Source organism: Bacillus sp. PK3-067, assembly GCF_056738645.1.
Genome location: NZ_CP096491.1, coordinates 28,600 through 44,159 on the forward strand (window position 1 = coordinate 28,600; position 15,560 = coordinate 44,159).

General features: G+C 32.7%; 9 protein-coding genes. 8 read left to right on the forward strand and 1 reads right to left on the reverse strand.

Translation table 11 applies throughout. The annotated features are described in order from the left end of the window. Positions 1 to 432: 432 nt before the first annotated feature. Entirely contained in the window at positions 433 to 1,377 is a 945-nt protein-coding gene (locus M1D73_RS28000) for an L-lactate dehydrogenase (RefSeq protein WP_098212948.1), read from the forward strand. Positions 1,378 to 1,948: 571 nt separating this feature from the next. Beyond that, entirely contained in the window at positions 1,949 to 3,001 is a 1,053-nt protein-coding gene (locus tag M1D73_RS28005) for a Fic family protein (protein ID WP_349917457.1), read from the forward strand. Positions 3,002 to 3,176: 175 nt separating this feature from the next. Here the strand turns inward: M1D73_RS28005 and M1D73_RS28010 are convergent, their stop codons facing one another. After that, the gene (locus tag M1D73_RS28010; RefSeq protein ID WP_349917458.1) at positions 3,177 to 4,532 is read right to left on the reverse strand and encodes an APC family permease; all 1,356 of its coding nucleotides are present in this window, start codon (positions 4,530 to 4,532) and stop codon (positions 3,177 to 3,179) included. Between the two features lie 663 nt (positions 4,533 to 5,195). Here M1D73_RS28010 and ald point away from each other — a divergent pair. The 6 genes from ald (at position 5,196) to M1D73_RS28040 (ending at position 15,541) form a co-directional block, all read left to right on the forward strand. Continuing rightward, a complete protein-coding gene (gene ald, locus M1D73_RS28015; RefSeq protein WP_016083477.1) occupies positions 5,196 to 6,308 on the forward strand; it encodes an alanine dehydrogenase in 1,113 nt (370 codons plus the stop codon). Then, on the forward strand, positions 6,305 to 7,306 hold the full coding sequence (gene tdcB / locus M1D73_RS28020; protein ID WP_100655249.1) for a bifunctional threonine ammonia-lyase/L-serine ammonia-lyase TdcB: 1,002 nt from the start codon (positions 6,305 to 6,307) through the stop codon (positions 7,304 to 7,306). The genes ald and tdcB overlap by 4 nt, the downstream gene beginning before the upstream one ends. Positions 7,307 to 7,399: 93 nt before the next feature. Then, the gene (locus M1D73_RS28025) at positions 7,400 to 8,782 is read left to right on the forward strand and encodes an amino acid permease (RefSeq protein WP_349917460.1); all 1,383 of its coding nucleotides are present in this window, start codon (positions 7,400 to 7,402) and stop codon (positions 8,780 to 8,782) included. Positions 8,783 to 9,217: 435 nt separating this feature from the next. Continuing rightward, positions 9,218 to 10,243 carry an alpha/beta hydrolase gene (locus tag M1D73_RS28030; RefSeq protein ID WP_349917461.1) on the forward strand — a complete coding sequence of 342 codons (1,026 nt, stop codon included), beginning with the start codon at positions 9,218 to 9,220 and terminating at the stop codon, positions 10,241 to 10,243. A gap of 558 nt (positions 10,244 to 10,801) precedes the next feature. Next, positions 10,802 to 13,042 carry a M60 family metallopeptidase gene (locus tag M1D73_RS28035; RefSeq protein ID WP_349917462.1) on the forward strand — a complete coding sequence of 747 codons (2,241 nt, stop codon included), beginning with the start codon at positions 10,802 to 10,804 and terminating at the stop codon, positions 13,040 to 13,042. Between the two features lie 132 nt (positions 13,043 to 13,174). Continuing rightward, positions 13,175 to 15,541, forward strand: a complete 2,367-nt coding sequence (locus M1D73_RS28040) for a putative mucin/carbohydrate-binding domain-containing protein (protein WP_349917463.1) — start codon at positions 13,175 to 13,177, stop codon at positions 15,539 to 15,541. Positions 15,542 to 15,560 lie beyond the last annotated feature (19 nt).

The following is a 15,560-nucleotide window of genomic DNA, read 5'->3' on the forward strand; positions in this document are numbered from 1 at the left end:
ACCTTCGATATAAAAAATAAAAATTTGCAGTAATTAGATTTGAATGAAGATAATATAAGCATGAATGTCATTATGAGAAGTGATAATCAATTAATGAATCTTAATAAAAATGTAAGCGCTAACAATTTTATTTAACTAGATGTATAAACTAGATTTTCCACAGCATATCAATGAATCTTTGAAATATAGATAAAGAAAAATCATCTTATCTAGTGAAGCTATACATAATATTTTTTTGAGTTAAATAAGAAATAATGTTGGAGCAATATTTGCTGGAAATACATATGAAAAGGAATTTAAGTTTAACTATTTGGTATTGAACATTAATGTATTTCGAGTTCATTATTTGTTTATTCAAAATCAATTAAATCTCTTTTTATTAGAATAACAACAATGCACAAAAACATAACATAAATAGTGAGGGATCTATAAATGAATAAAAATATTAATCGTGTAGTTTTAATTGGTACAGGGGCCGTAGGGTGTAGTTATGCATATTGTATGATTAATCAGGGGTTGGCAGAAGAATTCGTTCTTGTAGATGTAAATGAAGCAAGAGCAGAAGGAGAAGCAATGGATTTAAGTCATGCAATTCCTTTTTCACCATCACCAACAAAAGTATGGAAGGGTAGCTGTGAGGACTGTAAAGATGCACAAATTGTTGTAATAACGGCCGGATTGCCACAGAGACCAGGTGAAACACGTTTAGACTTAGTTGAAAAAAATACTAAGATTTTTAAAGAAATTATACGTAATGTCATGTCAAGCGGATTCGATGGTATTTTCTTAATTGCAACAAATCCAGTGGACATTTTAACATATGTAACTTGGAAAGAATCTGGATTGCCGAAAGAACGCGTAATTGGTTCAGGTACAACACTTGATTCTGCACGTTTCCGTTACATGTTAGGAGAATATTTTGAGATCGATTCTCATAATGTTCATGCTTATATAATTGGTGAACATGGTGATACGGAGCTTCCGGTTTGGAGTCATGTGTCAGTGGGCGTTCAAAAGCTACAAACCATTTTAGAAAATAAAAGTCAGTATAATCAAAGTGACTTAGACGAAATTTTTGTTCGTTCACGTGATGCGGCCTATCATATAATTGAACGTAAGGGAGCAACCTGTTATGGAATTGGAATGTCTTTATTACGTATAACAAAGGCAATTCTACATCATGAAAATAGTGTATTAACAGTATCTGCATACCTTGAAAATGAATATGGTCATAATGATGTATATATAGGAGTTCCTGCTGTTATTAATCGCGAAGGTATTCGAGAAATTATAGAAATTGAGTTAAATGCGGAAGAAAAGTTTAACTTTAATCATTCTGTACATACATTAAAAGATACCATGTCACCAATACTATAAGATGAATTTATCGTATAAAATTATGTCGAATATATAAATACTTAGCAACAGTTTAAAGGTACCTAATCTAATATACTCAGAAAGCAAATAGTATAGAAAAAATGTTTGTTTAAATAGAAATAAAGTACTTTCATCTTGTAAAGAATCATTTTATAAACATTATTAAGAAATTAAGATTCTGTACGACATTAGTTCATAACATATCAAGATTGAACGTTTTTAGAAGCGACATAATTATTTATAGCTAAATATGTTATGATTTTCACAAAATGTTGATACCTTTTGTGCATAGTTTCCTTTAAGTCACTAAGGACAGATATATTTGATTAAATAAGAAGCACTTTTTTAGAAGTTTAAGGAAGTGCTTTTTTATTTGTTAATAAACATTAGAAATCTATTAAATTACATACATTTATGGAAGAGAGTGATTTCTATGTGCATCTGGCTATCGTTTGATTACATTCTTATTAGACGTTTATAAAATAACGAGCATACAGTAGGTAATGTGAAAATTAGGGGATAATGGAGCATACAAATTTGGTAATAAACCTTAGGGATAGGAGGGAACGAGATGAGAAATTTCTTTGAAGAAAAATATACAAATTTAGAATTTAAAAGAGAACTAATAAATATTATAAGTAAAATCAGTGAATATAAAGGAGCAATATCAGCATATCAAACTCAAAAACCAGAGATATTTAATCTTTTGGAAAAGAGTATATCACTGCAATATATTAAAACTTTTCCTAATATATATGAAAAGTTTACATTCTCAAATAAACAGTTAAAAAAATTAGTTGATCATCATGCTAGCCCTCAAACATTGGAAGAGGACGCTTTATTTTGTTATTGCAAAACATTAGAACTTGTGCAAAAAGAAAACCACAAATTACCTATTAAACCGCAAACAATTCAAGAATTGCACTTCCAATTAATGAATTATTCAACTTCTGAAAGTGGTAATTGGAGAAAAAGCGAACTTGTATTATCTTCTATTCCAAAGTTAAAAGATCAACTTAAATTACGTACAGTTGTTTTATATGATATGGTTCCGCAATATTTGTATCATCTATGCGAACAGTATAATGCATTAAGGGCTAAAGGGAATTTTCATCCGCTCCTACTAATTCCTCAATTTATCTTAAATTTCCTATGTATTTATCCATTTAATAAAGGAAATGGCAAGTTAGCAAAAATATTAATTCAATGGTTATTAATTGAAAGTGGATTTACATTTGTAAAATATACATGTATAGATAAATATTTCAAAGAATATGAATCAGATTATTATGATGCTCTGTATAAATCTGCAGCTCACTGGTATCAAGGCGATCATAATGTAGTTTTCTGGATGAAAATTTTTTTGGACATTGTTTTAGTTGCATATAAAGAATTATATTGTGTAATAAAAAATTGTATTAGCACTCATACTAAAAGAAAAAGAATTGAAAAATACATAGACAGACAAGATAATCCTTTTACTAAAGAAAATATTCGGAACATGTATCCAGACATAAGTGAAAGTACTATAAATAAAACATTACACGCTTTAAATTCACAGGGATACATTAAATTAGTTTCTAAAGGTAGAAATGCAACATGGATAAAGCATAAATTAACTTAGGGTAAAGAACTAGAACACTGGCAAATAATAAACAAGGAGAACCCAAAAAGGGTTCTCCTTGTTTATTATTTGTTAGACTAATGTATCTTTTAGAAGGATAAAGAAGTAAAATAGACTATTTATTAATTGCAATCTAATCATAAAATTTTGTATCACATCTTTAAGAAAGACTGGTCTACTCGTTATGATTTTCTAAACCAAATTGTCCCTTTTTACGCATAGTGTAATAAATAGGGAGGCCGAGTGCAGTTAGACCTATTCCACATAAAGCTAGCAGAGGTTGAGTGAATAAGGTATTAATAACAATGAACAATCCGCCAATAATAGCAACTAATGGTATAAAAGGATACAATGGAACTTTATAAGGTCGCACAAGTTCGGGTTCCCTTTTTCGTAAGATGAATACAGCAAGGAATGTCATTGTGTAGAATATCCATATTACAAATACCAACATATCAGTAAGAGTATTGAATCCGCCGACGGCCATCATAATAATTGAAATAAATAGCATAAATAGACCAGAATTATAAGGGACCCGACTAGTTTTAGATAATGTAGCAAACCATTTACTAAATGGTAGTTTGTTCTCAATAGCCATGGCATAAGGAATTCGCATTCCTGTCATAATATAACCATTAATCGTTCCAAATACGGAAATTAAAATGCCAATGGTAACTAGTTTTCCTCCCATAGCTCCAAAAAGAATTGTAGCTACTTGAGAAGCGGGTGTATCAGTACCTGCGAGCGATGTTGCAGACATGACCATTAGAAACGCGACATTAATTAATAAATAAACAACCATTACTGTTGATAATCCTAATACGATTGCTTTAGGCAAGTCTTTTTTAGGGTTTTTCATTTCTCCAGCAATATTCCCTACATGAATCCATCCATCATAGGCGAACATTGTTGCGAGTAAACCAGATCCAAGGGCAGATATCATAGATTTGTTCGGCCCTGCCTCAATTGGAAAAAGCTGAAAAGTAACGTCACTTTTGTGTAGTAAACCAAAAATAATAATTAATGCTAGTGGAAGCAATTTACATATAGTCGAAGCCATTTGGATACCGCCAGCCGCTTTAGCTCCTAAAAAGTTCATAAGAGTTACAAATGTTGCTGTGATAATTGCAATTGCGATAATTAGCATTTTGTGTTCATTAACATTTAGGCCAAATAAACTAATCGTTTGTGTCCCGAAAATAATAGCAAGAGCTGCAATATTTGCAGGGAAGTATATGACAGTTTGTGCCCAGCCAAGCAAGAAAGCAGTTAAGTTTCCATAAGTCCTCTTTAAATATGCCATCATCCCCCCCGTTTCAGGAATAGCGGCAGATAGTTCAGCAGCAGTTAGTCCTGCGCAAACGGTCAAGATACCACCAATTACCCATGCAAGTAATCCTAGGCTAGCTGTTCCTGTTACTCCATATAATGCAGTGGGCTTGAAAAATACTCCGGCGCCGATAACGGTACCAATAACTGTGGTTAATGCTGCAAAGAAACCAATATCCTTTTTTAGTTGTTGTTGTGACAAAATAATCACTCCCAATTAGAAAAATATATAAATTCTCTTATGAATTCTTTATCCTGTTTGTTAAATTATTTGATAGTATATCCTGTATCCATACAAATAGCCGCCCCTCATCCTTACCAGCTAGAGAATTTGAATACATTTCAGATACTAAATAAAAAAGAAATTAAACGTATAAGTAAAGAAAGTTTAATTTCGCCTCAAATCATGTGAAAATTTTCACATGATTTGAGGCGAGTAAAATTCCATGAATTATACATTAAAAGAAATTCTTTAATTTAACCCGAAACATGAAGTTAAAAACGAGATTTCTTTTATATGAATAATAAGGATAAACGAGGTATTTTAATATTTTGATATAGTAAAGTGGTAAATCGAAATTCAAAAGAGAAGATATATTCTTGTGAAGAATATCACAAAGTATTGAGGGATTCAATCATATTTTCGATATAAAATACAGAAAATCAACTAAATAAAACATTTTGTGAAATGTTTCACAAAATTGTTGACCTCTTATTTTTACTAATGGTATCTTGTAGGTGCAATCCAATGTTATAAATTAAATTATATTTGAAAAATATTGTAAGGATGAATATTTTGAATCTTATATTTATCTGACAATAATTAATTTAATTTATAACTCACTCTAAAAAAGGATGTGTAGATATGAAAATTGGTGTAGTGAAAGAGATAAAAAAAGGGGAAGCTCGTGTAGGGATGACTCCAGAAAATGTTCAAAAATTAGTTTCAGCTGGAAATGAAGTTTTAGTACAAAAAGATGCTGGATTAGGTTCTGGTTATACAAATGATGAATATATAAATGCAGGAGCAAGCATAGTAAATCAAGGCCAGGCATGGGATGTTGATATGGTAGTAAAGGTAAAAGAACCACTACCTGCAGAATACCATTACTTTAAAAAGGATCTAATTGTATGGGGCTTTTTACATCTGGCTGCGTCGAAAGAGTGTGTAGAAGCGATGAGAAAAGCTGGAACTACTGCGATTGCTGGTGAAACTATTAGTGAGGATGGAAATTTAGCATTATTAAAACCTATGAGTGCAATTGCTGGAAGACGTGCGGTATTTATGGGAGCTTATTATTTAGAGAAACAACATCAAGGAGAAGGGATTTTATTATCAGGTATTGAGGGAATCCCAGCCGGAAAAGTTGTAATCCTAGGTGGAGGGAATGCTGCAACTAATGCTTGTGATATGGCAATTGGAATTGGATGTAGTGTTACAATCCTAGAGGTTAATCAAGAAAGAATTGCATATTTAAGAAAGCAATACGCAACAGAAGAAGTAAATATAATTGAATCTAATACTGAAAATCTAGAGCGAACGATTAAAGAAGCAGATTTATTTATTTCAACAATTTTAATACCAGGATCTCGCCCTCCTAAAATTGTTAAAGAGTATATGGTTCAATCTATGAAGCCAGGAAGTGTCATTGTGGATATCGCAATAGATCAAGGTGGTACAGTAGAAACTATTGATCATTATACAACTCATGATAATCCTGTATTTATTAAACATGACGTAATTCATTATGCAGTACCAAATATGCCTGGTGCCACCCCACGTACTTCAACTATGGCGCTGGCAAATGGAAATATTGAGTATTTACTAGCAATTTCTAAAGATGGATTAGAAAATGCAATTCAAAATAAATCATCATTAGCATCTGGGGTAAATGTATATAAAGGTATTATTACCTATGAAAATTTAGGTATGACGCTAGGTTTGGACTTTAAACAATTGAAAGAAGTGTTAGTATGATTACCAAAAACGTATTGTTAGATATCACTGACATTAAAAAAGCCAAAGAAATTCTTGATGTAAATGCCCGAAAAACACCTTTGGTTAAATCTTTCTATTTAACTAGTAAAACCGGTGGAGAAATTTATTTAAAGTTGGAAAACATGCAGTTAACAGGTTCATTCAAGTTTCGTGGTGCATTTAATAAAATTTCTCAACTTACAAATGAAGAAAAAGAACGTGGTGTAATCGCCTGCTCAGCTGGAAATCATGCACAAGGTGTCGCATTATCTTCTCATTTACTTGGAATCAAAAGTAAAATTGTGATGCCAACCTCTGCACCGCAAGCTAAAGTGGATGCGACGAGAGGATATGGTTCGGAAGTTATTTTATACGGTGATACGTTTGATGATGCAAAAGCGAAATGTGAAGAGATTATAAAAGAAACAGGGGAAACATACCTACATCCATATGATGATGTAGAAGTAATGGCTGGTCAAGGGACAATTGGGTTAGATATTCTGGATGATATGTGGGATGTTGATACTGTTATTGTACCTATTGGTGGAGGAGGAATTATTTCAGGGATTGCTGTAGCACTGAAATCATTTAATCCTTCCATTAATATTATTGGGGTTCAAGCTGATAATGTTCATGGAATGAAAGCTTCTTATGATGCGGGGAGAATTTTGGAACACTATCAAGCACCAACAATAGCGGATGGTTGTGCAGTAAAAATACCTGGAAATTTAACCTTTGAAATTGTAAAAGACCTAGTAGATGAAATTGTAACTGTATCGGAAGAAGAATTAGAAGTAGCAATGAAAGACTTAATGCAACGCGGAAAAGCTGTCGTAGAAGGCGCGGGAGCATTAGCCACAGCCGCTCTTCTTGCAGGCAAAGTTGATAAATATGTACAGGGTAAAAAAGTAGTAGCGGTTATTTCAGGTGGCAATGTGGATTTAAAACGTATTTCAAGTGTATGTGAGCATTTCTTTGTTGCCAATGAGGTAAAATAACGATTGAATAATCTTATAAAATAAAATTATTTACTTAAGGGGAGCTAGGAGACGATATCTTAGCTCCTTTTTAAATAAATGGAGGCGTGTGTTATGGCCAACTTATTTAGGAAAAAATCAGTAAGGAAATTGTTGCAAGATAGTGAAAGTAAGACTTTGACAAAAACATTGGGCGCATTTGACCTTACCATGCTAGGGATAGGTGCAATAATTGGTACAGGAGTACTTGTATTAACTGGATTAGTAGCCGCAAGAGATGCGGGTCCAGCAGTTATTTTTTCATTTATGATTGCCGCAATTGTTTGTGGGTTTGCAGCCCTATGTTATGCGGAAATCGCATCTGCTCTTCCAGTCTCGGGTAGTGTATACACCTATTCATATGCGACGATTGGTGAGTTTGTAGCCCACTTAATGGGATGGACTTTATTGTATGTATATATAGTTACAACTGCCGCAGTAGCGGGTGGATGGACAGGCTATTTTCACAACTTAGTAAACGGATTTGGGATTGAGATACCAAGATCACTTTTAACAATTCCAACACAAGGTGGAATCGTTAACTTACCAGCAGTAATCATTACTTTGGTATTAACTTGGTTATTATCAAAAGGCACGAAAGAAAGTAAGCGAGTGAATAACGCAATGGTATTAATAAAAATTGGTATTGTTGTTTTATTCATTTCAGTTGGTATATTTTACGTAAAACCAGAAAACTGGATTCCGTTTGCACCTTATGGTATAAGCGGAATCTTTGCCGGAGGAGCTGCAGTATTTTTTGCCTTTTTAGGATTTGATGCGTTAGCAACGTCTGCTGAAGAAGTAAAAAATCCACAACGTGATTTACCGATTGGTATTATTGCTTCGCTAGTTATTTGTACAATTATTTATGTTATAGTTTGCCTTGTTATGACTGGTATGGTTTCTTATAAGGAATTAGATGTACCAGAAGCAATGGCCTACGTATTAGAAGTTGTAGGACAAGATAAAGTAGCGGGTATAATCGCAGTTGGAGCTGTAGTTGGTATTATGGCTGTAATTTTCGCTTACATTTATGCAACAACACGTGTATTCTTTGCGATGAGTCGTGACGGTTTATTACCAAAATCGTTTGCGAAAATTAATAAGAAGACAGAAGCACCAGTATTCTCAACTTGGTTAACAGGTATTGGTAGTGCTTTAATTGCTGGATTTATCGATTTAAAAGAACTATCGAATTTAGCGAATATTGGAGCGTTATTAACATTTGCGATGGTTGGTGTGTCAGTTATTATTCTTCGTAAAACACATCCAAATTTAAAACGTGGTTTCATGGTACCACTGGTACCAATCTTACCGATTATTTCAATAACATGTTGCTTATTTTTAATGGTAAATCTTCCTTTAAAAACTTGGGTTTATTTCGGTATTTGGTTATTTATAGGGGTAATAGTATATTTTATGTATTCTAAAAGACATAGTCAATTAAACAAACTATAAATGAGATATATCAGAGACAAAGGGTACCATGCCCTACATGTTTGGACAAGTTGGATTCTTCTCATTTGGGATGTACCTTTTCTTTTTATAAAAAATTTAATCAAAAGAACTTGAAAGTTTATGTTATACGTAAAAAAACGAATCTATTTTTAAAATAGATTCGTTTTTTTAGGGACATTCCATATTTAAAAGATGCTTGGTTAATATCCGCTTATATTTTTCCTTTGGGATAGTGAAAATTCTTAAATCTATGAGCAAGAAATCTATCTAAACGCTATCAAGGTGATATTTTGAAATAACAAATAGATATAAAGTACAAAGCATGTACACAATAAGAACAAATAACCTTTTGTATACAAATACACATCAGGAAGCAAAAATATATTTATTTTCTTGTATAGTTAGTTACTAAAAACGAATGGAGAGTATGTGTTTATGAAAATAAACCAGTCAAACCTTAAAGGGGTATGGAAAAAAAGAATATTAATATTTCTTTTGATTGTTTTCGGATTGATTATTGCAGGAGTTAGTTATTGGAACCTTTCACCTACTCCAAAAGCGTTTCTCATAAAAAAAGCATTTGAAGGTGGAATGTTTGTTCAATCGGATAATTATCAAAACGCTTTAAAAGAAACAAAAATTGTTAAGGACATCAATTATAATTCTAAATTTCCCGATGGTATGTTAGACATTATTTATCCGAAAAACCATACTGACAAAACACCTGTTATTTTTTGGGTTCATGGGGGTGGATTTGTAGGTGGGGATAAATCCGATATCACTGGTTATGCAGTAGAATTGGCTGCTAAGGGGTATGCAGTAATAAATATAAATTATGCTCTTGCACCTAAGATGAAATATCCTACACCAGTATTCCAACTTGGTGAGGCTTATGAATATATAAAAGAAAATGCAAAGAAATATAATTTAAAACTTGAACAGGTTTATTTTGCAGGAGATTCTGCTGGAGCACAAATATCTGGACAATTCGTTAATATTCAAACATCTGCCAATTATGCAAGGTTAACTAAAATTGATCCTGTTGTTGAGCCTGCTACAATTAAAGGTACTTTACTATTTTGTGGTCCATATAATATGCCTGCATTAGCTAAAATGGAAACAACTAAAGAAGTACAAGATTTTATGCGTACCACTGGTTGGGCTTACTTTGGGAAAAAGGATTTTGAAACATTACCTGAAATAGAAATTGCTTCTATCATTAAACACGTTACAAAAGATTATCCACCAACATTTATTACAGATGGAAATACTGCATCATTCGAAGATCAAGCCAAAGCACTAGCGTCTGAGTTAGAAAGTAAAGGAGTACCTATAGAAAAACTCTTCTTTGATAAAAATATTTCTGGTGAGTTGGCTCATGAATTTCAATTTAAAATGAACACACCAGCAGGGCGAGAAACTTTTAATAAAGTTCTTGAATTTTTAAATGAAAATAAATAGTTTGCCTAAAATCGAATACAAAAGTTCAATCATCATTTTAAATTATAAGAACTACGCTATCTTTTTTGTGGAATCCTAGGAAAAGATAGCGTTTTTTCTCTTAATAACTTACAAAATTAAACTGAAATAGAAAAAAGGAATGAATTATTCGGATGATAGTAAATGTCTTAGTGATTTCAATGTATATATAACAAATCAGTTTATATTTATTTCCTTGATAGGATTTTACATAATATTAAATTTTTGTGAATTATTAATCTGAAAATAATTTGATTTAAAGTATTATTCATACGAAATGAATACCTTTATGTAATTTATTTGATTTATAAGATAGTTAAGAATAACAAATAAAAACATAAAAGCTCATTATTGATTGATATTTTATAAAGTTGTATTAATATGTGTCATAAAATAATATCAAAATATAATCATAAATAGAATAAGGGAGGACTATGTAAAAAAGTAATAAATACAAGTTCATGAACTGTTTTTGCACGTAAGTACATGCTAAAGAAACCAAAACTATTAAATTTATTAAGGAAATGAGAGGGAGATACTATGGGGAATAAATCAAAGCATAAAACTAAAAGAATACTTGTAGCTACTGCAACATTAACTATAATTGCTTCTGGAATGGCTTCTTCATCAGATGTCTTTGCAGAGGAAACGCAACAGCAAAAAAGTTTATCGACATCACTGCAAAGTGAAAAGTCAGTTAAATCAGAAAATAGAACATTTACAGTCCCAGGAAAAGGGGATGTTGAGGTACTGAAACAACAGGAGAGAAAAAGTATGGCATTTAGTCCATATGAACCAACGGGTTTATATGCAAAGCCAAATGAACAAATAACGATTAATGTAGAAGGTAATCAAGATATTCAAGCATACATTGGAACGTATTCGTATGATGCTTCTTGGAGAGAAGATTCTAAGATAAAATCATTTACATTAAAACCTGGTGTAAACACAATCCAATCTCCAAATGGGGGGCTGATTTATTTTTATAATAAACAGCAAGGTGGTACCATTCGAACAACAATTACAATAGGTGGAACGACTACTCCTTTCTTTGAACTAGGAGAGCATACGAAACAAGATTTAATAAACATGCTGGACCAGTATCCTAATGCACATGCAGTGGAGTTAAAGGGAGAACGTGTATTAATTACGGCCAGCCCTGCACGTGTTAAGAAATATTTGTTGGGTTCTAATACAGATCCTGTAGAACTCTTAAAAAAGATGGATGAAGCTACTCGAATTCAAGACAAAGTAGCTGGATTATCTGAAGAACAAGTAGATAAACATTATGTTCATTACGTAGAAGAAAATCATTCTCCCGATTATTATATGTATGCAACTTCTTATCGAACCGCATATGTAGGAGATGCAATCCAATACGTGTTAGATATTAATAAATTTGTAACAGATGGATGGGGTCCTTGGCATGAGGCAGGACATTTGAGACAACAATCACCCTGGAAGTTTTATAATATGACAGAAGTACAAAATAATATATACAGCCTTTCTGTAGAAAAAGCATTTAATCAACCATCCAACTTAGAGAAAAGTGGAGTTTATCCAAAAGCGTTTCAATATCTAGAACAAACGGATAAAAATTATGACGAAATTAGTGATGTTTTTGTAAAACTTGTTATGCTTTGGCAACTACAGTTAGCGTATGGAGAGGATTTCTATCCTAAATTGCATCAATTGTATAGAGACATGCCTTCAAGTGAACTTCCACAAACTGATGAAAATAAAAAACAATTATTTATGATTTCAGCATCAAAAGTAGCCAAACAAAATTTGATTCCTTTCTTTGAGAAGTGGGGATTACGTCCAAATAACGATACCATTCAAAAAGTAGCTGCATTAGGATATCCAATTTTAACAGCAGAGATTTGGAAGGGTACGGATTCTAATCCAATTAAGCCAGATATGTCTAATGTAAACAATATTTTAGAAGGAAACCAGTTTGAATGGTCACTAAAAGGAATTGGTGATTTCGAGTTTGCTAAAATTAATTTCAATAAATCGACAGAAGAAATGCAAGTGGACTTAAAAGCAGGCGTACCGCATCATTATTTTAATGAAACATATGCGAGTATTAAAGTACAAAATGCATCAGGGAGAGTAGTATACAATAAAGACATTTATGGAAATAAACAACAAAATGCTGAATCGCAAAAAGTTTCAGTCAAAGTAGGAGATTATATAGAGTTAACACATCTAGAAGGTGTGCATAGAGCTACTCTCACAAATGTAGATAATAGTAAACAAGAGAGCTTTGGAAAAAAAGTAATATACGAAGTTACAAAGGAAGGTCTGAAGAAAGTAAATCAAATTGTTAATCCGAAACCGGACACAGAAGCTCCAACACAGCCACAAGGATTATATGCAAGCAACCTTACTTCTAACAGTGTAGAGCTAAAATGGAATTCTTCTACAGATAATGTAGGTGTAAAAGAATATCAGGTATTACGCGATGGACAATTGATTCAAACGGTACAAGGAACGACGTTTACTGATCAAAACTTAACAGTTAATAAGGAATATAAATATGCAGTGAAGGCTGTAGATGCAGCTGGAAATACATCAATCCAAAGTGAAATTCTTCTTGTAAAAACCAAAGATCAAAATGTATCTTATGAAAAATGGGATCCAAAGAAGGCATATACAAAGGGCGATAAAGTAGAACATCAAGGGACAGTGTATGAAGCTGTTCAAAATCATCAAGGAAATGGTGACCCGAATTGGATATTTGCACTATCGTTATGGAAAACCATTACAATCAATTAATATGTAAGAATCAGATGTGAAGATAGAACAACATCCAGTAATTTAAAGAATTACTGGATGTTATTTGAATTTTGATAGATTTCTCTACTAAGTTATTATTCAATAATAAAAATTAGAAAAGGATGTAGATTAGTGATTAGTCAGAAAACGAAGAAAAGATTTAATAAAGTTATTATAATGACCGCAGCATGTAGCATGTTTTCTATGTTTGGAACGTCTATTTTACACACTAAAGCTGCAACACATTCAGCTGCTCCAGCAGTTTATGTGAGTCCCCAAAATATACCTGCCTCAGATATTATTAGTATAGACTGGTCACCAGTTCAGACACCACCTTATACGTACTGGGCTGTACACAACTGGAATGCAGGTGGTGAAGCTGGAGGATATGCTGGTTTTCAACAACAAAGTGGGTTTGATGAAAATGGAAAACGTACTTTACATTTTGCCTTATGGGATCCAATTTCCTCTAAAGAAGCAATAAAGGCCGAATACTTATCTCCGAATTCGCAAGCCGGACCCTTTGGAGGAGAAGGTACAGGAATGAAGGTTCAAACAACTTATGGTTGGAAAGACTACAATTGGTACACAATGACAATGCGTTCATGGCAAGAAAATGGTCATACTAAATTTGGACAATGGATGAAAGATGTAACAAAGAATAAATGGCATCAAATTGCAATTATGGACTTTCCGGTTGCTAATGTTGCATTTAATCATGGATTAGGAATGTTTCAAGAAGACTGGGCTGATAGTGGACAGAATGTTCGAGAAGCGCGCCTGAAAAATGGTTATAGCCGAAAATTAGTTGATAAACAATGGAGTTCTTGGAATAATCAAAGTATTTCTGGAACGCATGATAACACTTATCAATATGATGGGGGATCTACTTCAGAATATGTATGGGTCAAAGCAGGAGGTAATACGCAGTCTACTATTGGGTCAGGAAAAACATTCACGTTAAATCAACCTAGCCAACCTGAAATAGGAAAACTAGATTATGATATAAAGTCTATGTATTATGAAAATGAAAAATTAAATATATCTTGGCAACTAAAAGATAGTAGTACACCTCAATTTAAGGGGAAAATTGAAATTTATAATAATGAAAATATGACGGGCCAACCTATTAACGTAATTGATGGCATTAAATCTTATCAAAATGGAATCAGTCAATCTATATCATTACCAACAAATGCTTATGCAAAAATTGGATTAACGGATATATTTGATCAAACTGTGGAAAAAAAGGTGCAAATCAAAAATGAATCTCTAAACATTTTAGAAGGGGATAAATTTGCATGGTCGATGAAGGGTATAGGAGATTTTGAATTTGCAAAACTTGATTTAAATAAATCAACAGAAGAAATGCAAATTGATCTAAAAGCAGGTGTACCACATGACTACTTTGATAGTACATATGCAAGTATTAAAGTGCAAAACACATCAGGTAAAGTGGTATATAACAAAGAGATTTATGGAAACAACCCGCAAAATGCTGAATCGCAAAAAGTTCCAGTTAAAGTAGGCGATTATATAGAGTTAACACATCTAGAAGGTGTACATAGAGCTACTCTTACAAATGTAGATAATAGTAAACAAGAGAGCTTTGGAAAAAAAGCTATATACGAAGTTACAAAGGAAGGCCTGAAGAAAGTAGAAAAAATGCCAGAAGCAACAATTTTAGAAGGAAACAAGTTTGCATGGTCATTAAAAGGATATAGTGATAGAGAAATTGCAAAAGTAGATTATGATAAAACGGTAGAAGAGATGAAGGTAAAACTAGAAGCAGGTGTACCACATTCCTATTTTGCTAGTACGTATGCGAGTATTAAGGTCCAGAATTCTTCTGGTAACGTTCTGTACAATAAAGAGATCGTAGGAAATAAACAACAAAATGCTGAAAGCCAAAATGTGCCCGTCAAGGTAGGGGATTACATTGAATTTACCCATATAGAAGGAGAAGCAACAAAGGAAAAAACGCGAGCAACTTTAACTAACCTTGAAAATAACAAAAATGAAACCATTGGAAAAACGGCAAGATATCAAGTTACAAAAGAAGGCCTGAAGAAAGTAGAAAAAATGCCAGAAACAACAGTTTTAGATGGAAATCAATTTACTTGGTCTCTAAAAGGATATAGTGATAGAGAAATTGCAAAAGTAGACTATAACAAAACAACAGAAAAAATGCAGATTAAATTAGAAGCGGGTATACCACATTCCTATTTTACCGATACGTATGCAAGCATTAAAGTCCAGAATTCATCCGGTAATATTTTGTACAATAAAGAAATTTTAGGAAATAGACAACAAGCTGCTGAGAGCCAAACTGTACCCGTCAAAGTAGGGGATTGTATTGAGTTTACTCATATAGAGGGAGAAACACAAAAGGAAAAGACACGTGCCACACTTACTAATCTTGAGAATAGTAAGCAGGAATATATAGGGAAGAAAAAAATATATCAGGTTACCTCTATGGGATTAGTAATAAAGTCATAGATTTCATTACAAAACTTAA

Bases quoted from the DNA above. Each gene is read 5' to 3' on its own strand.
- M1D73_RS28030 (WP_349917461.1), top strand. From the start codon at position 9,218: ATGAAAATAAACCAGTCAAACCTTAAAGGGGTATGGAAAAAAAGAATA.
- M1D73_RS28005 (WP_349917457.1), top strand. From the start codon at position 1,949: ATGAGAAATTTCTTTGAAGAAAAATATACAAATTTAGAATTTAAAAGA.
- tdcB (WP_100655249.1), top strand. From the start codon at position 6,305: ATGATTACCAAAAACGTATTGTTAGATATCACTGACATTAAAAAAGCC.
- M1D73_RS28025 (WP_349917460.1), top strand. From the start codon at position 7,400: ATGGCCAACTTATTTAGGAAAAAATCAGTAAGGAAATTGTTGCAAGAT.
- M1D73_RS28000 (WP_098212948.1), top strand. From the start codon at position 433: ATGAATAAAAATATTAATCGTGTAGTTTTAATTGGTACAGGGGCCGTA.
- M1D73_RS28035 (WP_349917462.1), top strand. From the start codon at position 10,802: ATGGGGAATAAATCAAAGCATAAAACTAAAAGAATACTTGTAGCTACT.
- ald (WP_016083477.1), top strand. From the start codon at position 5,196: ATGAAAATTGGTGTAGTGAAAGAGATAAAAAAAGGGGAAGCTCGTGTA.